Here is a 19,386-nt window from a genome sequence, read left to right on the forward strand (position 1 = left end):
CGATTTGGTACCTTTATTGTATAGGATATAATCGCCTTAGTAAGCGTTTACATAACAGAACGTCAAATATACAGAATCAGTTACAAATATAAAAGGATGAAATACAAAAGCTGCTTCTTAAATACGAAGCAGCTTCTTAAGTTCTTTTGCATATGTACGACTAACAGGTACTTTTGATCCTTCTTTCATAATTAAATTATAAGTAGAATTGAACCACGGCTGGATTTCTGTAATATGATTAATATTTGCAATGAAGCTACGATGTACACGCATAAAACTTGCTTGCGGCAACTTCTTTTCCAAAATCACAAGTGTATCGTGTGTTATATATGTGTCCCTCATTGTTTTTACTGTTACTTTTCCATCCACAAGTCCTACATATATAATATCTTCAATATTCACAAGTACGATTGATTCTTCAATTGGTAATGCTAATTTATGCATATCTGCCGTTACATCTGCCCCTTTTATTTCTTGCTTCGTTTCTATTTGCGACTGCTTTTGTTTTTTATACTTCTTTAATGTTTGTACAATACGTTCTTCATCAAATGGCTTTAAAATATAGTCTAACGCATCTACTTCAAATGCTTGCAACGCGTATTGATCATAGGCAGTCGCAAATACAATGGCAGGTGGATTTTTCATCTTCTTTAATATATTCGCGATTTCAAATCCGTTATCATCAGATAACTGAATATCTAGGAAAACAATATCTGGTTTGTTTTTCATTAGCTCTTCTAATGCGTCCTCTACACAATCAGCCTCACCAATTATCTCAACTTCCTTCGTTCTTTCTAATAAATACTTTAGTTCATCGCGTGCTAACATTTCATCATCAACTACTAGTACTTTTAACAATCTGCTCTTCCTCCCCTACTTTTTTTGGAATAACAAAAGTAATCTCTGTCCCCTCTTTTAATTTACTTTTGATATGAAGCATCGTTTCTTTTCCAAATAGCCCAATAAGACGTTCATTAATATTATATAAAGCTGTTCCAGTCCCTTTCTTGGACGAAACTACCATCTTTCCTAATTGTTCTAAACGTTCTTCCTCAATTCCTTGCCCATTATCTTTTACTTCAAAATGAACCATACCCTCTTTTTCAAAAACATGCACTTCCACTTGGCACACTGGTTGCTTCTTCGGGAAAGCGTGTCGCAACGCATTTTCAACCAATAGTTGAAGAACAAATGGTGGTACTAAAGTTGTCTTTAGCTCATCCTCAATATACACCTTTACTTCATACTTATTTGGAAACCTTGCTTGTTCTAGCGATAAGTATGCCTGTACATGGTTTAATTCTTGTTCTAGTGGAATCAATAACTGACGTGCCCCTTGTAAATTACAACGGAAATACACACTAAGCTGTAATAATAACTTCCTTGCTTTTTCTACATCTGTTCGGCATAAAGCTGATACTGTATTAATCGCATTAAATAAAAAGTGTGGGTTAATTTGTGCTTGTAATGCCTTTATTTCCGCATCTTGCAATAATTTACTTTGCAACTCAGCTTCCCCTAATTCAAGTTGTGTAGAGAATATTTTTGCTAACCCTTCTGCTAATTCCTCTTCCACACGACTTAACTGGTTAGGATTTTTGAAATACAGTTTTAATGTTCCTATCGTATTTCCATGTGAAGTTAGTGGAATAACAATCGCCGCTTGCAAAGGGCATCCTTCATGTTGACAATTAATGACCTCACGTGATTTTGCTTTCATTATTTTTCCTGTGTGTAACACTTCTTTCGACAAACCAGTTATTAAACTATGTGAAGGAATATGGTGATCTGATGCTAATCCAACATGAGCTAATATTTTCTCTGTATCTGTTAAGGATACCGCATCAGTTCCTGTAAAGCGGTGAATAATTTGTGCCACATGCTTACACGATTCTTCTGTTAAGCCTTGGCGAAAATACGGTAACGTTTTATCTGCAATACGTAATACCTTATGAGTCTGAAGTGCCTTTGCATTCTCTTCCTGGCGCAAAATAGCTTGTATCATAGAAAGTAAAATAAAACTTCCAAAGCTATTTACAAGGATCATTGGTATCGCAATTGTTTTCACAATACTCATTCCATCCTCTACAATTAATAAGATCATAATCATTTCTAAAGAAACGATAAACACACTTAAAACCGCTGAAAATTTAGGCGTAATTGTACGATTATACTTTTTGAAAATGTATCCAATATAACCTGTTATAATCCCCGCTAAAATTGAAGAGATTGCACAACTTAGTGCAGTCGTCCCGCCAAGCATATAACGGTGAATACCAGCAATCGATCCTACTCCAATTCCAACGATAGGTCCGCCAAGCAATCCACTAATTCCAACACCCATAATACGTGTATTCGCGATTGTGCTCGATGAAGAAACACCCTGTAGCCAATTTTCATTCATAATCGTATTACCCGCTATTTCAATCCCAGTGTAATTGCTTACAATTGTAAACACCGAAAAAATACAAATAAGCTTAAGCTTATCTACATAACCATCTTGCTTATGAAGAAGACGCCTGAACGTTTTAATATGCGAAAGTAAAAACCCTAAAATAACAATAAGTCCGACACGTTCAATCATCATAAGTACTAAATTTAGCATCTGTGATTCATTCCTTTTTATATGAGTTAGTTTTATTATGGGAAAATAATGAAGTGGACGTCAAGAAGAATGAAATATCTTTTGAAATATTTTACACATAACAATTCCCTCATTATTTGACAATGTAATAGAAGAGTGCTAAAAATAAAGTAATATAATACAGTCCTTTAACCCAACCCCGTGAGGTTGAGAAGGAAGTCGGAATACAATATACGTATGTTCTTTTCTAGGAATACGTATGCTTTTTTGGCCTTCTCATCATATCAGGTGAGAAGGCCTTTTGTTATTCTTCCATAGCGACTGTAGAAGAAAATAAGGAGGAATAATGATGAACGTCACTACTGATGTACAATCAACAACAGAGGAGACGAAAGAGAAAAGATATAAAACACTATTTGGGTCTGCGCTAGGATATGCAGCAGAAGGCTTAGATATGTTGCTCTTATCTTTCGTACTCGTCTACATTTTAAAAGAATTTCATTTAAGCCCTGTTGAAGGTGGAAACTTAACATTAGCCACCACAATAGGAATGCTAATCGGATCTTATTTATTTGGATTTATTGCTGATTTATTTGGTCGTATCCGTACGATGGCCTTCACAATCTTACTATTTTCACTCGCAACAGCACTCATTTATTTCGCAACAGATTATTGGCAATTATTAATTCTTCGCTTTTTAGTTGGAATGGGAGTTGGTGGTGAATTCGGTATTGGAATGGCCATCGTAACTGAAACATGGTCGAAAGAAATGCGCGCAAAGGCAACATCCGTTGTGGCACTTGGATGGCAATTCGGCGTACTAGTCGCTTCACTCCTACCAGCATTTATCGTTCCACACTTTGGATGGAGAGCCGTTTTCTTATTTGGACTCATTCCCGCACTACTAGCTGTCTATGTCCGAAAAAGTTTAAGTGAACCGAAAATATGGGAACAAAAACAACGATACAAAAAAGAATTGTTACAAAAAGAAGCTGAAGGTAATTTAACAACTACTGAGGCAGAGCAACTAAAGCAAATGAAAAAATTCCCACTCCGAAAATTATTTGCAAATAAAAAAGTAACGATAACAACAATTGGTCTTATTATTATGTCATTCATCCAAAACTTCGGATATTATGGAATTTTCACATGGATGCCAACTATTTTAGCAAATAAATATAACTACACATTAGCAAAGGCGAGCGGCTGGATGTTCATCTCTACGATTGGTATGCTAATTGGTATTGCAACTTTTGGTATTCTAGCTGATAAAATTGGTCGCCGTAAAACTTTTACAATCTATTATGTCGGTGGTACTATATACTGTCTCATTTACTTCTTCTTATTCACAGACTCAACATTATTGTTATGGGGAAGTGCATTGCTTGGATTCTTTGCCAATGGCATGATGGGAGGATTCGGGGCAGTTTTAGCTGAAAACTATCCTGCTGAAGCTCGCTCTACAGCAGAAAACTTTATTTTCGGTACAGGACGTGGTTTAGCTGGATTTGGGCCTGTTATTATCGGCTTACTTGCTGCAGGTGGTAATTTAATGGGAGCATTATCCCTCATCTTCATTATCTATCCAATCGGTTTAGTTACGATGTTATTATGTGTTCCAGAGACGAAAGATAAAGTATTAGAATAGATTGAAACTGTATCCTTCAAAAAAATAGGTGGATAAATAGGAAAGAGGAAGTATCTCAAATGAGATGCTTCCTCTTTTTATATAAATACAATTATTTACTTTGATTTACTAGCTTTTTGGAACAAGAAGGAGGTTTTCTCTTCTTCTTTTACAATACCTTGCTTTAAAGCTAATTCCCCCGCAACTTTTGGCGCTAGCCATAGCATTGGGAACAACAGAATGGATACCGGGACAGCTGTTACTACGATAAATGATTGCAGTGCATTAATACTTCCCTCACCCATGTATAAAAGAATCGCTGCAACTGTTCCCATAATAAGCGACCAAAACACTCGTAAGCTAATTCTAGGGTCTCCATCTCCAGTCACTGCCATTGAAATCGAATACGCCATTGAATCCCCTGTTGTTACTACAAATAAAATTGTTAATAAAAGAAATGCCGGTCCAATAATATGAGAGAGTGGCAGTTGCTCTGTAATTGCAATCATAGCCGCTGGCATACCAGATTCACTTAATGCTGCCGATATAGAACCAGGATTCATTAACTCATAAAACACACCTGATCCTCCCAAAATAGTAAACCAAAACGTTGTAATAATAGGTGCAATAATTCCAATTGCAACGATGATTTCTCGGATTGTTCTTCCTCTTGAAATGCGGCTCACTAAAATTGCCATCATCGGTCCATACCCAATAAACCATCCCCAGAAAAAGATTGTCCACGATCCTAACCAAGTTGTATCACCACGATATGTGCTCATTGGAATAAATTCATTTATATAAAATCCAAACGAAGAAACAAATGAATCAATAATAAATCCACCTGGTCCAAATAGTAATACGAATAGCATTAATAAAACTGCTAACCTAACATTTAAATTACTTATAATTTGAATCCCTTTATCAATTCCTGTTACCGCAGATATAGTAGAAACAGCTACTACACAAACAATAATGGCTAATTGAGTCGTAAACACATCCGGGATGTTAAACAATGCTTGTAGGCCATAACTTGCTTGTAGGCCTAAAAATCCAATTGGACCAATCGTGCCTGCCGCTACCGCAATAATGGCAAATACATCGATCATTGTTCCAAGCCAACTCTTTCGCAATTTCTCTCCAAAAATAGGATATAAAAGCGTTCGAGGTTTTAATGGCATACCTTTATGATAATGCCCATACATCATAACTACCGCACTAATTGTACCTAAAATTGTCCAAGCCAGGAAACCCCAGTGCATATAACTTTGTGCTAAAGCAGGCATTACTGCTTCTTTCGTTCCAGCAGTTATACCTTCATGTATTGGTGGCACCGTCATTAAATGGTACATCGGCTCTGCCGCTGCCCAGAAAACACCACCTCCGGCCAATAATGTAGACATTATAATAGCAAGCCATTTTGTCGTACTAATCTCAGGTTTTTCTAATCCCCCAAGTTTAACTCTCCCATACTTCGAGAATGCCATACACATTGCAACAATAAATGTACCAATTAATAAAACTTGCCAGAAGGCACCAAAATATTTAATTGAAGCTGCAAAACTGCTATTAATGACTCCCTCTACATAATTTTTATTTAAGAAAACCGCAATTACAAATAATAAAAGCGAACCACCACTCATAAGAAATACAGGCCAATCCGTTTTTCGACTCTTCATCCTCATTTACACTTCCTCCTTCCTCAGCAATCTAAAAAAACAACTTTATTATGTTTTATTGTTTACACCCAAAACACAATGATTATATAAGCATAATAATTTATCTATTTCCTACACACTTATGTTGTCCCTAAAAATATGCTAAATCCCTTATTTAAAAGAAAATTTCTATTCCTCTTACATAAAAAAGCAAAATAAAAGACCTTATATTTCTATAAGGTCTTCGAAACAGAAATTTGATTATAACATAAGGAACTCCTTGGTTCAAAAAGCTCCTTCCAAAAATAACCGAGGGTAAAGGCTTCCATTTGCTACGTAACAGTAGTTAAAAAAAAATTATATTTTTACAGAAAATGCCCTATACTACAAACTATTTATGAAAAAAATTCGGCTTCAAAATTTCATTCGGATACGGTTTATGATAAATATGAGTGGTAGCTGGAGATAACGGCGGAATGAGCCACACCCAATTGCCCGTTACAACACGACCACAAGCAGCTTCTTGCTTCTCAAATTGCTGAAATTGTTGCGCCGCAGTATGATGGTCAACAATACTGACTCCTTGTTTTTTAAAAGAATGTAAAACAGCCACGTTTAATTCAACTAATGCCTTATCTTTCCATAACGTACCGTTTCTTGATGTATCCAAATCCATCATTTCCGCAACTGCTGGAAGTAAATTATAGCGATCATGATCCGCTAAGTTACGTGCCCCAATCTCTGTTCCCATATACCATCCATTAAACGGAGCTGCTGTATAGGAAATACCGCCAATTTCTAAGCGCATATCTGAAATCATTGGAACCCCGTACCATTTTGCTCCAAGTGACGAAATTGGGTATTCTGGGTGTTCAATTGGCACCTCTTTTACTTCTTCTTTCGGAATTTCTTTATATATCGGCGCTTTTCCATCTATAGAAAACACAAGTGGCAATACATCGAAATTCGTACCTTCTCCTTGCCAGCCAAGTTCTTGACAAAAATCTGTAAACACAGCGGAATGAGAGTCACCAATCACTCCCATTTCTGTTTTATATCCTGCATACCGAATCAATTGGTGATTATAAATTCGTATATTATTTTCTTCACCTTGATATTGCTTAAAAATTGTAATGGTCGGTTTCACTTTTCCGTTGTTCGTTGCATATTGAATATGATGAATTAATGCATTATATACACCTTCCTCATCATTTACTTCACGTGCATCTAATATGTGCATCTTACTCCAAAATAGTCTTCCGATACATCGATTACTATTGCGCCATGCCATTCGCGATCCGTGAACAAGTTCTTCAAATGTATGTTCATACGTCCCCGTCTTCTCTATTTCAACTCGAATTTCTTTCATGCGTTCTTCTATGAATTGTTCTTTATTAAGCTCTTTATAGCAAATCGTAATAAAATGACTCGCTTCCTCTATTAATTGCTTCGTTTTACTCATAAGCGATCTCCTTCTATTTCAACAAAACGTTACTACTTTACAGTATAAGCAAAAAGAATAAGAGTCACAAACGAAAGTCTAAGTGTTACTTTTATTGTACTATCTTTCAGAAAATTAAGAGATTACTATTGACTTTCATGAAAAATAGGTGTATTTTTTACTCAGGTAAATTATTTTTACCTAGACCAACTTTTAGAGAGAAAGGAGGAAATGTCATGTCTTCATTTCAATTGCCAAAGCTTTCATATGACTATGATGAACTAGAGCCATATATCGATAGCAATACACTTTCTATTCATCATGGAAAGCACCATGCGACATACGTAAATAATTTGAATGCCGCACTAGAAAACTATTCGGAATTACACAATAAATCTTTAGAAGAGTTACTATGTAATTTAGAAGCTTTACCAAAGGACATTGTTACAGCTGTCAGAAATAACGGTGGTGGACATTATTGTCATAGTCTTTTTTGGGAAGTAATGAGCCCACGGGGTGGCGGCGAGCCTAATGGAGACGTTGCAAAAGTAATTGATTATTATTTCAATACCTTTGACAACTTAAAAGATCAACTGTCTAAAGCAGCAATTAGCCGTTTTGGAAGTGGTTATGGATGGCTTGTTCTTGACGGTGAAGAACTTACTGTAATGAGTACACCTAATCAAGATACACCTTTGCAAGAAGGCAAAATTCCATTACTTGTCATTGATGTATGGGAACATGCCTATTATTTAAAGTACCAAAATCGTCGCCCAGAATTTGTTACCAACTGGTGGCATACAGTGAACTGGGACCGGGTAAATGAAAAATATTTACAAGCAATTCAATCACAAAAACATTAGTCGTGCGTATAAGGTAAGTTTGGTAATGTAAAATTAGTATTGTCGAAATCCTCCAGAATCCCCCGGATTGCCACCGGGGGATTTATGATTATTTCATTGCATGTATGTAATAACGTAATACTTTTTCCATTTCTATTTTCAACCCTCGGAACGGGAATCCTAATTCATTAGCTTTTCCATTATGTAATGTACAATTAGTCACTTCATTATAAGGTGCTACATGATCTCCTACTTCTTGAATGAGTGATTTTATTCCCGTATTTTCTTCTATAAAATGAATAATTTCCCGAGTAGAAACTACCCCGTTGCTACAAGCATTAATTGGCCCTTCTATTTCTTTCATCCCACACCAAGCTAAAAATTCCCCGGCTTCTTCTTCATGTATAAACGACAATTTTCCATCTAGATCATTCACTGCGACAGGTTCTTCTCTCACAATATGTTCAACATAAAATTGTAACTTTTCGTATAATCGTTTTTTCCAATAACAACTGGAAAACGAACTGCAACAACTGGAAATGTTGCTTGTTGAAATACAACTGCTTCGGCTACTCTCTTTCCTTCACCATAATTGAAGTCATTCCTATCTCCATACGCGATTGCATACTCGTACGGATTGAAGTCCTCTTCTAATAAACTTAGTGTTGGTTCATAGACAGCCATTGAAGATGTCATAACGTATTTCTTCGTTTTCCCTCGTAACACTTCACATATTATCTTCGCTGCGTTCGAGCTATAGCATAAATTATCGAATACAATATCATAACTTTTATCTGCTAGACGCTCTGCTAGTTGTTTTTCATCTTCTCTATCTACAATAAGTCTTTTTACTCTACTCCCAAAAGAATCTTCCGTAATTCCTCTCGTCGCAATCGTTACATCGTGCCCATCTTGCAAAAGTGCTTCTACTAAATGTTTACCAAAAAATCTAGTTCCCCCTAGCACCAATACCTTCTTCAACTTTATCATCCCCATTTCGATAAATTGTAAAATACTACCTCTCTATTATAAATGCTAACATATAAAAAGCATGGAACTCGTTTAACGATTCCATGCTTTTCTACAAAAAATATATTAACGTACTCGATATTTATAAATACAATAACAGAAGTATAAAATAGAAATTACAGATACATAAACCCATAATTCATATACGAATCCCTCTCCCCATACTCCCATAAAATAAAAGAGTGAAGGTAACGTCAATGTTACCCAAGATTGTACGAAGGCAATCCTTCCAAGATATTGATTGATGTTCTTTTTTTGTGTATTTAATACAAAGAATAAATACCAAAGTAATGCCCACATAAACCACGTTAACGCATTCACAACATCGTGGAATTGAACAAATGAAACAACCATATAGAATAAAGCAATAATTGCTACCCAAATGCAGAACCACCCTAAACCACTACTGTCCATTCCTTTTATAAAAGTAACACCTACATATAAATAGGTTAATCCGAATAAGAAAGTAGCTGCATATGAATATACCGTCCAATTACTTTGATCAGAAATCATGATTAAATAGAACGGAATAATAATTTGTAGTGCACCCACAAATAAGTTAAAAACACCTGCACTTTTCATCTCTGCTTTTCCTAATATAACAAGACTATTTAAAAATAAAGCTGCACCCGAAAGTAATAATCCTACGTAACCCATATGTATTCGTGTGAAAGTCTTTCCCTTTCACACTTTTAACCTCCCCACAATATAAAGTGATTCTTTATTATTTTTCTTCCTATTTAAAACTACATACATAATTTTTAATCCAAATAGGTCAGACTTCCTACCTTGAAGAACACCAAATTTAAAACGCTTTCAATCATAAATAACCCTATCAGAACATTAATAGGATTCCTTGATTATAAACGTACTCTAACCATGACACAAGTATTGATGTTATTTTAAATATTACGTTTTTTATTTCTATAAAAATTAATAGGATAATGCACTTTTTCTATCTTATTCTACTAATTTCTAACATGGAATATTATAAAATGAGCTAGTCAGTAATACATTCATCTTTATAAGATAATCGTATACTGACCTAAACTTTCATAGTCAATATTGATAGTTTCTCATCCCTAATAATTGCTATTTATCATAAATATCATTCGGATTAATTGTAGGAATAAATCCATTTATAGAACTATATTTTTTAGATACGGTATTTGGAGTAACGGTAAACGTTACAATCTTATTACTTTGTTGTTTAAAATAGCGCATCCAATTTTGACTCCATTCATCTTTCGTAATAACTTGTTTATTGAAGTCCTCCCACAATACACCATGTATAAAATTCAAGGATGTATTTTTGATTGTGTCAAATCCCCAATTCTGTATAAGAAGCAAATCAGAATCAACACCTTTTATTTCTTTTAATAAATTTACATATGCTTCGCGAAATTTCCCTTGTGTAACTGGCTGATCATAAAAATAGTCGTCAATATCACCAGCGGTATCTAAAAACACACCGTCTATTCCTTTTCCAATAACTTGCTGTTTCACTTTATTTACAACAATCCGCCGGTAATGTTCATCAGCTAAATTCATAATATATGTATCCCACTGCTCAATCTTCATTGTCTTACCGTCTCGATAATAATAGTCTGATTCAACTACTTGCGATTTATGCCACGATTCTAATTCTAAAACACTAACATACCCAAGGACTACTGTTCCTGATTTTTTTAATTGCTGAACTTGCTCTTTCGAAAATGCATATGGCTCTATAATGACCATGTCATACTTTGAAAGTCCCTCAATTACTTGCTCATTTGCTTCACCATAATAAATTTTATAACTTCGTACATTTTTTAAAACTGGTTCCACGACATTTGCTTGGGCGAATGTACTTGAGGAAAAAATAAAAGAAAATATAGCTAAAAAGCATATGGAACGTTTCCACTCCATAATAATATTCCCCCCCTATAAAACTGTAATTTTTTATCATTTTAAATATTAATACAAGTATAGTAATACAATAACATTTTACATTTTTTCAAGCTCGATATTTAATAAAAATTCCAATAAATACAATACATTAACAAAAATTAGAATTTATTTCACTTGAATTTACTACATCTCTGTTGATAAAATGATTTGGGCTTTATATATTTTAAAATAATTCTTTTAAATTATGTATTTTATTTCAGTGTACTATTCCTCAAAATTAAATTCGCAAACGAAAGAAGGGATTTTTTATGCACTATAGACAATCTAATTTATTACAAAAAATGATTGAACCTACGATTCTCTTTATTGCTCTATTTTTTCTCTCAATACTAACTGATTTTCTAACACCAACGTATGAATACTTCTTACTCTTATTTATTACATTAATTATTTCTAGCCGGTATGGCATATCTATCGCCCTTTTCACCTTTCTAGAAGCAATGATTTATATTTTTGTAAGCGGTATATATAAGGAAGATGATATATTACTGTACTTTTATTCATTAGATTACTGGATTAATTGGATTTTCTTACTTGTTATTAGTTTATGTTGTGGACTAATGAGTACTGCACAAAAGGAACGGTATGAAGATGTACATATGATAAATAATGAGCTAAAAGCCGAAAATAAAGAATTAAAATATGTTGTGAAACAATTGGATGAAACACGTATTACACTACGTTCTCGTGTACTTGAATCAAATAATCACTTATCTAAAATGTATCATATGTTTAAAGCTTTAAATCATACACATCCTGAAATTGTACTCGATGAGGGGATAAATGTATTAAAAATGTATTTCGGAGCAAAAAAAATTGGTATCTATCACGTCGATAACAATAAACAATCACTTCGTATTAAATTAAGAGCAGAAACTGGTAAAAATACATTACCTCAATCCATTTTTGTTAAAAATGCTTCGCTAGTCATCAAAAATGCTCTAGCACATAATCGACCTTTTTTCCGTACAGAAGAGGATTTTCAAGACGCTCCACTTTTAGTTGGTCCCGTCCTATTCCAAGATGATGTACAATACGTCATTATATTAGACGAAATTGAATTTTCAAAAGTAACTTCTGAGCAATTCGAACTTTTCACATGGTATTTACGCTGGATGGGTGATCGTTTACAAAACGCTTCTAATCTTTGGCTATCAAGTCAAGAGGATCGTACATTCCCTAAAACGAGCATTTATTATGAAGATGAATTTGAACATTTACTAAAAATAGAAAAGAAACGTTATGAAACATTATCTTATCCATATTCCTATTTTGAATTTACTGTTCCACAAGATTCCTTAGAAATGATAAATTCTATTTTAAAAGATCATTTGCGTGATATTGATATATTCGGTTATAGCACGCTCGAGCAAAAAGTTATGATTCTATTACCTGGCACTGAAGAAAAATTTTTATTACCAGTCAAAACTCGTATACAAAACGCTCTTTCTTCTAAAGGAGTGGTATTCTAATGATTTTACTCCTTCTTTACTTTATTTATGCTATTTTGGTTTTTCTTTTATTTCGATTTACGAAAGGTTTGATTACTGAAGATAAGAAAGGAATTATTGAGTTTTGCTTAATTATCTCTCTCCTTTTCCCGCTTGTCGGACTTATTGTATCAGCAATCATGTTATTACTGAATATAAGACGCTCCAAGACCGAGTGGTTACAGCAATACTCTGAGTATGTTTCCTTTCAAGTTGATCATTATGAAGATATTTTGGCATCAGCAAAACAAGATATGGACCTAATTTCATTTTCTTCTGGATTAGAACTAGATAAGCCTGAATTACATAAACAACTCATTGTACAGTTAAGCTCCTCCCCTATTTCCAATGAAGGAGGCTTATTGAAAGAAGCCATTCACCATAAAGATCCTGAAACTGTACATTACGCAGCAACTACTATTAATTTACTAAATGAACGGTACGAAAAACAGATCGAATACTTAAATAAGCAATTTCTACAAAATCCACAAAATGAAATTGCAAAAGAATTGGTTTCTAACTATTTAAGATATATAGACAGTGGTCTTCTTTCTAATCAGCAAAAAGAAAAAATAATCGCCGAATTTATGAATTTTATTACACAAAGTGTAGAACTATTCCCTACCGAACCTCTTTATCCTTTCCACCTTGGAAATCTGTTTCTACATACAAAACAATATGCAAAGTCTGAAGAACAATTTTTAAATCTTATTCATTTTTATCCTGAATCATATTACGGTTATGTTGGGTTACTTGAAATATATTATGAGCAAAAGTTATGGGACGAGCTCTATAACTTAATCAATAATCTAGCAGCTGCAAAAAGAGTTCATATACTACCGCGTAAATATCAATTATTTGTAAGGCAGTTTGGAGGCGCACACATTGAAAAAGGGGATTAATATATATATCGGAATTGTTAGTATCATTTTATTTCTCTTAATTATATCTATCCTTATATATCGAACAGAAAATTTCTATCAAAAGTTTTCTGTTCCTAAAACTAAAAAAACAGATATTGTTAAAACACTCAAAGCAAAAGATGTAGCCCAAAATGGACAAAAAATGCAATTATACGTTTTAAAAACGGATAATACATTAGGGCAACAAGTCGAATTTAATACGAAAAAGGCAATGGATTACGCACACCTACACTATAAAAATATTACAGCTAATGAAATTAAGGGACTTACTCCCTCTCCCTATACAGGAATTATTATTACAGGTGAAATAATGGCGCAACTTCCACAAGCTGATATTCAAAATTTTGTACAAATGGGTGGAAGGATTATTATCGCAAACCGACTTGATTCAGATTCTTCCTGGAACACATTATTTGGTATTACAAAAAAAGAAGGCTTCAAAGATGTGAAAGGATTAACCTTTGAAGAAGTTTTATTCCCTGGTTATCCTGATCTCTCAAGTTCTTCTCCATTGTTCACTCATAGCTCAATGAATATTACGCTAGATGAGAATACAACTGATACTTTGATTACTGCAGAAGATACTCCCATCCTTTGGACCAATGACTACGGTGAAGGAAAAGTCTTATATTGGAATACAACAGCATTGAACGATAAATTAGGTAGAGGTATGTTCGTTCAATCACTGGGTACTATTTTCCCGACTTTCGCTACAGTACAACTTGGAGCGGAGATTATGTATATCGATGACTTCCCATCTCCAATTCCAAGTGGAGAACTAAAAAACTTAACAACAGAAAAAATTTCTGTTGAAGAATTTTATAAAAAACATTGGTGGAAAAATATGAAGGATATCTCTGAAGAGTTTGATATTAAATATACAGGGGTTGCAATTGGGACATATCAAAATAAAGTAACGCCACCCTTTGAAAATTTTACAGGTAAAAATAGAAATACCTATTTATTATTTGGGAGAGAATTATTAAGTCACGGTGGAGAAATCGGTATTCATGGCTATAACCATCAACCTTTATTATTACCACCAGACCCAGTAGATAAAGCGCTTGAATATGTTCCATGGAATTCAAAAGAGGACATGGAGAGATCCTTAGATGCTTTACAAAAACTCGTGTATAACTTCTTTCCAAACGAAAAACTAAAAACCTATGTACCACCATCCAATATTATAAATACAACTGGATTAAGTGCATTAAACGACGCGGTTCCAACTATGGAAACAGTTGCTTCTCTATATGTGGGAAGTAAAAGTAACGGCAGTTTAATTCAAGAATTTGGACCAGACGAGCACAACAAAAATATTTATCACTTCCCACGTATTACGAGTGGCTATGCTATTTCAGATGAAGAACAATTTATTTTAGCTGATGTTACTGCAAATTTAGGGGTTATATCACATTTCGTCCATCCAGATGATATCCTTGATGAAAAACGTTCGGGTAATTTAACGTGGGAAGAATTATTTAAAGCTTATAAAACGACAATTAAAGAAATACGAGAAAGATATCCTTATATAAAAAGTATGACACAAAGTGAAGCAACTGCTTCCATGAAAATTTATCAAACCGGTGATTTAGCTGTTTCTTATGAAGATGATGCTGTTCACATTGCATATAAAGGATTACCAAACCACACTGCAACGATTATACGTGTGGAAGAAGGGAAAAAATTGAAAACCGGTTCATTCCCATACGGCACAGTTACAAAGCTAGATTCACAAATTTATAGCGTTATATTAAAACAAGCTAACGCTACAATTCCAATTAAAGGGGTATAGCAGATGAGAATAGGTTTAGTCGTTGAAGGAAGTTATCCTTTTGTCAGTGGCGGAGTAGCAAGTTGGGTACAAATGATTATCCAACAATTTAAAGAACATGAATTCACCATTTTTGCGATCGTACCGCAAATAAAAACAGAAGAGGAATATCAATATGAAATTCCTAACAATGTAAAAGATATCATTATGATTCCCTTACAATCAGAAAGTGACTCAAACCATATAAAAACCAATTTAACGACTGATGAAGTACAAACACTTCAAAAATGGTTTACATTCCAAGCTAACGACACAGAAGCATTACAAATATTAGGGAACAAGCAAAAGCTAGGAACACTACATTCCTTCTTCGAAAGTCGTGAATTTTATGAAATAGTAAAAGAAAGCTATTTGTATGAAGAAAGTAGTGGCTCTTTCTTAAATTACTTTTGGATGTGGAGATCTATGTTCACACCAATCATTCAAATTTTACAAATTGATTTTCCTGAATTAGATCTTATCCATTCTGTATCTACAGGCTATGGTGGGCTTCTTGGTGCTGCAATTGGTGCCAAATCTGATATACCATTTATTCTAACGGAGCATGGTATTTATTCCCGGGAACGTGAAGAGGAAATACTCCAATCAACTTGGATACCAATTGAATATAAAAAAAGGTGGGTTTCTTTCTTCCATCATTTATCTCACCAAGCATATGAACAAGCTGCTGATGTGATTACGTTATTCGGACGGAATAGTGCATATCAAAAAGAACTAGGAGCTCCGGCCCATAAACTAAACATTATTCCAAATGGTGTTACTTTATCTGACTATAAAGGGCTACGTAAGCCAAAACATAATTCAGATAAACTCATTATTTCTGCTATTATACGAGTTGTGCCAATTAAAGACGTAAAAACAATGATTTATGCAGCTAAATTATTATTAGAAAAAGATATTCCGTTTATCTTCTACTTATTAGGTCCTGATACAGAAGAACCAGAGTATGCCCAAGAATGTCGTGATTTAATTCAGCAACTTGGATTAAAAGAACATGTAATAATGACTGGCAGAGTAAACATTAAAGATTACTTAAAACAAACGGATATTCTCGTATTAACTAGCATATCTGAAGGGCAACCACTAGCTATGTTAGAAGGAATGGCATCGGGATTACCATGGGTTGTTACAGACGTTGGTTCTTGTAAGGAGTTAATTTATGGACAAGATGAAGATCCTTACGGCCAATGTGGCTTTGTTGTACCACCTGTATCTCCTGAACAAGTTGCCACCCACTTAGAATGGTATTATCGCCACCCTGAATCCATTCAACAATTCGGAAACAATGGGCGTAATCGTATTGAAGCATATTATCAATTATCAGGTGTTGTTGATAGTTATCGTAAGCTTTATTTAGAAAGGGGTGCGAAAACATGGCAGGTATAGGATTTCGATTACAAAAATTATTTCAGGAAGACTACTATTCTTCAAGGGTAAAAGCTTATGGATTTTCGTTATTTGTTACAGCTGGTCCTTGGTTAGTCGTTATTTTAGCAGTAACAACTATTCGATTCATTTTGAATTTATTTCATTCTATTTCAATTGAAGAACAGCGTCTTTTCACTATTTCAATTTCATATTGCTTTATTTTTTCTCAAATTATTTACGGAGCATTGCAGCTCATTGTAACTAGATATGTAGCTGACCTTTTATACGAACAAAAAGCTGATAAAGTATTTTCTTCATTTTTAGGAATGACGAAGATCACACTTTTTTTAGCTATTATGTTATGGCTTTTGTTTGCATTTTTCACACCGTTAGCTTTATATTATAAAATTGTGATGCTATTTTTATTTTTAGCTTTAAATATCATCTGGATTCAGTCCATTTATTTAACAGCAGCTAAAGATTATCAATCAATTGCACTGGCATTTTTAATTGGATCCATTTTTTCACTATTAGGAATTATCCTAGTAGCTTACTGGCACCCTACACTTGGGTTAGAACATGGATCTGCCCTATTGCTTTTAATTTCTTTTACACTCGGTACTTTCATTACACTAGTATGGTTAAGTATCGTTATTGTACGAATGTTTCCAAATAGTGATGCTACTGAACAATTTACCTTTCTGTCTTATTTAGATAAATATCCAGAATTATTTTGGTCAAGCCTCTTTTACAATGTGGGTATTTGGGTATGTAATTTTGTTATTTGGTTTGGAGACGGTCGGGGAAATATTGAAAACACATTTATTTATCATCAAATTTATGATACTTCTGTTTTCTGGGCGTATTTAAGTATTATCCCAACCTATATTTTCTTTGTAGTATCCATTGAAACCAGGTTTTATGAAAGATATAAAAAGTTCTTCGGTTCGGTAAATAATGGCGGAACATTACATACGCTTTTACAATTGAAAGATTCCATGAACTTTGTCTTAAAGCAGGAAATGGAACGTATACTTCGTAATCAAGGTATTTTTTCCTTACTTATTATTTTTATAATATGGATGTTTAGTTCGCAATCTGGAAAGACAACACTTAATTACTCTATTCTGCAACTAACTATAGTTGGTGCTTATGCAAATGGAATGGTGCTCGTTATTACATTACTACTCCTATACTTTGAGGATCGTAAAGGGGCATTTCGAACATCAGCTATTTTCTTTTTTGCAAACTTGTTATTAAGCCTTATCCTACTTCCATTTGGATTCAATGGTTACGGCATTAGTTTCGCCGTTGGATCTTCTATTACATTCCTATATGCTATTTCTAGGCTCTTTACTTACATTAAAGATATTGATTATTATACATTTTGCCAGTCAAATATTCCTATAAAACAGCGGACCTTTTTTACCAAATTAGCTAATAAACTTAACAGGAAATAAATACAAAAATGACCTTTGCTCATGCAAAGGTCATTTTTTGTATCTACATATTAAACTTCCAAATAGCCATTTTTATTATTTGATTGCCATCTCCAAGAATCTGCACACATTTCTTCTAATCCACGTTTTGCTTCCCATCCTAGTTCACGTTTTGCCTTTGATGCATCTGCAAAACATATTGCCACATCGCCAGGACGACGCTCTGTAATTTTATAAGGAACTTTTTTTCCTGAAACCCTTTCAAATGCTTCAACCATCTCAAGTACACTATACCCTGTACCTGTGCCCAAATTATAAGCATCTACTCCTGTTGTATTCAGTACTTTCTCTAGCGCTTTTACGTGACCTTTTGCTAAGTCTACAACATGTATGTAGTCACGGATGCCTGTTCCATCTTTCGTTGGGTAGTCATTTCCAAATACACTTAATTCTTTTAGCTTACCTACTGCCACTTGTGTGACATATGGCATTAAGTTATTTGGAATTCCATTTGGATCCTCTCCAATACGTCCACTTTCATGTGCACCAAATGGGTTGAAATAGCGAAGTAACGCGATACTCCATTCTCTATCTGCAAACGCTACATCACGCATAATTTGCTCAATCATTAATTTCGTTTGACCATATGGATTTGTTGCACTTAATGGAAACTCCTCTGTAATCGGTGACGTTTCCGGGATACCATATACAGTTGCGGATGAACTAAAAATCATCTTCTTTACATTATGTTTCTGCATTACTTCACATAGCACTAAAGTGCTCGTAATGTTGTTATGATAATATGTTAATGGAATTGCTACTGATTCCCCTACAGCTTTAAATCCTGCAAAGTGAATAACTGCTTCGATTGCATTTTCTTCAAAAATTGCGTCAAGTGCTTCTTGATTTAAAACATCTTCTTTATAAAACTTAAATTGTTTTCCTGTTATTTCTTTCACTCGATTTATAGATTCTACCGAGCTATTCGAAAGATTATCAACTACTATAATTTCGTAACCGCTATTTAGTAATTCTACACATGTATGACTACCAATATACCCTGCTCCACCTGTTACAAGTATTGCCATAATTATAGTCCTCCATATTTCATTCATTATAAACTTCTCAAAGTATATCACATATTTCTTATCCTATGTTTAATATGCGAACACAGAAACTTACATTTTATCCCATAATA

Annotated in this window: 14 protein-coding genes and 1 pseudogene; 7 read left to right on the plus strand and 8 right to left on the minus strand. The window is 34.1% G+C overall.

All coding sequences use genetic code 11. The features are described 5' to 3' along the window. Positions 1 to 117: 117 nt before the first annotated feature. Positions 118 to 858, minus strand: coding sequence for a LytR/AlgR family response regulator transcription factor (locus tag ACTFSI_RS12020; RefSeq protein WP_000921833.1), 741 nt, complete (start codon positions 856 to 858; stop codon positions 118 to 120). Next, positions 836 to 2,605 carry a two-component system sensor histidine kinase LytS gene (gene lytS / locus ACTFSI_RS12025; protein ID WP_197225595.1) on the minus strand — a complete coding sequence of 590 codons (1,770 nt, stop codon included), beginning with the start codon at positions 2,603 to 2,605 and terminating at the stop codon, positions 836 to 838. Before lytS ends, ACTFSI_RS12020 begins: the two co-directional genes overlap by 23 nt. Positions 2,606 to 2,933: 328 nt before the next feature. Here lytS and ACTFSI_RS12030 point away from each other — a divergent pair, with 328 nt between their 5' ends. Next, positions 2,934 to 4,232: an MFS transporter gene (locus ACTFSI_RS12030; protein WP_001103428.1), complete on the plus strand. Its 1,299-nt coding sequence runs from the start codon at positions 2,934 to 2,936 to the stop codon at positions 4,230 to 4,232. Between the two features lie 95 nt (positions 4,233 to 4,327). Here ACTFSI_RS12030 and ACTFSI_RS12035 read toward each other — a convergent pair whose 3' ends face one another. Together ACTFSI_RS12035 and ACTFSI_RS12040 are read right to left on the minus strand one after the other, a co-directional pair. Beyond that, on the minus strand, positions 4,328 to 5,896 hold the full coding sequence (locus tag ACTFSI_RS12035) for a BCCT family transporter (RefSeq protein WP_139896033.1): 1,569 nt from the start codon (positions 5,894 to 5,896) through the stop codon (positions 4,328 to 4,330). Positions 5,897 to 6,260: 364 nt separating this feature from the next. Then, positions 6,261 to 7,331: a nitric oxide synthase oxygenase gene (locus tag ACTFSI_RS12040; RefSeq protein WP_197225594.1), complete on the minus strand. Its 1,071-nt coding sequence runs from the start codon at positions 7,329 to 7,331 to the stop codon at positions 6,261 to 6,263. Between the two features lie 215 nt (positions 7,332 to 7,546). Between ACTFSI_RS12040 and sodA the strand changes: the two genes are divergently transcribed. Further along, positions 7,547 to 8,173, plus strand: a complete 627-nt coding sequence (gene sodA, locus ACTFSI_RS12045; RefSeq protein ID WP_000094045.1) for a superoxide dismutase [Mn] — start codon at positions 7,547 to 7,549, stop codon at positions 8,171 to 8,173. A gap of 88 nt (positions 8,174 to 8,261) precedes the next feature. Here sodA and ACTFSI_RS12050 read toward each other — a convergent pair. The 3 genes and pseudogenes from ACTFSI_RS12050 to ACTFSI_RS12060 form a co-directional block, all read right to left on the minus strand. After that, a pseudogene (locus ACTFSI_RS12050) lies at positions 8,262 to 9,148 on the minus strand (NAD-dependent epimerase/dehydratase family protein). 99 nt (positions 9,149 to 9,247) lie between these two features. Beyond that, entirely contained in the window at positions 9,248 to 9,838 is a 591-nt protein-coding gene (locus tag ACTFSI_RS12055; protein ID WP_000542569.1) for an AmiS/UreI family transporter, read from the minus strand. A 435-nt stretch (positions 9,839 to 10,273) separates the two neighbouring features. Then, the gene (locus tag ACTFSI_RS12060) at positions 10,274 to 11,092 is read right to left on the minus strand and encodes a putative glycoside hydrolase (protein WP_440045414.1); all 819 of its coding nucleotides are present in this window, start codon (positions 11,090 to 11,092) and stop codon (positions 10,274 to 10,276) included. Between the two features lie 290 nt (positions 11,093 to 11,382). Here ACTFSI_RS12060 and ACTFSI_RS12065 point away from each other — a divergent pair, with 290 nt between their 5' ends. Genes ACTFSI_RS12065 through pelG form a run of 5 tightly spaced genes read left to right on the plus strand, consistent with a single transcriptional unit; the run spans position 11,383 to position 18,209 of the window. Continuing rightward, positions 11,383 to 12,606, plus strand: a complete 1,224-nt coding sequence (locus tag ACTFSI_RS12065) for a hypothetical protein (RefSeq protein WP_000559345.1) — start codon at positions 11,383 to 11,385, stop codon at positions 12,604 to 12,606. Further along, entirely contained in the window at positions 12,606 to 13,526 is a 921-nt protein-coding gene (locus tag ACTFSI_RS12070) for a tetratricopeptide repeat protein (RefSeq protein ID WP_044791870.1), read from the plus strand. The genes ACTFSI_RS12065 and ACTFSI_RS12070 overlap by 1 nt, the downstream gene beginning before the upstream one ends. Continuing rightward, positions 13,510 to 15,342: a DUF2194 domain-containing protein gene (locus ACTFSI_RS12075; protein WP_044791868.1), complete on the plus strand. Its 1,833-nt coding sequence runs from the start codon at positions 13,510 to 13,512 to the stop codon at positions 15,340 to 15,342. The genes ACTFSI_RS12070 and ACTFSI_RS12075 overlap by 17 nt, the downstream gene beginning before the upstream one ends. Positions 15,343 to 15,345: 3 nt before the next feature. Further along, positions 15,346 to 16,767, plus strand: coding sequence for a GT4 family glycosyltransferase PelF (gene pelF, locus ACTFSI_RS12080; RefSeq protein ID WP_044791866.1), 1,422 nt, complete (start codon positions 15,346 to 15,348; stop codon positions 16,765 to 16,767). After that, positions 16,755 to 18,209, plus strand: coding sequence for an exopolysaccharide Pel transporter PelG (gene pelG, locus ACTFSI_RS12085; protein ID WP_197225592.1), 1,455 nt, complete (start codon positions 16,755 to 16,757; stop codon positions 18,207 to 18,209). The genes pelF and pelG overlap by 13 nt, the downstream gene beginning before the upstream one ends. Positions 18,210 to 18,259: 50 nt before the next feature. On the opposite strand, the gene galE is transcribed toward pelG, so the two are convergent. Next, positions 18,260 to 19,276 (minus strand): UDP-glucose 4-epimerase GalE, encoded by a 1,017-nt coding sequence (galE, locus tag ACTFSI_RS12090; RefSeq protein WP_000996533.1) that lies wholly within the window; start codon positions 19,274 to 19,276, stop codon positions 18,260 to 18,262. Positions 19,277 to 19,386 lie beyond the last annotated feature (110 nt).

Source organism: Bacillus cereus group sp. MYBK101-2 (assembly GCF_051918845.1).
In the GTDB taxonomy this organism is placed as follows: Bacteria; Bacillota; Bacilli; order Bacillales; family Bacillaceae_G; genus Bacillus_A; species Bacillus_A paranthracis.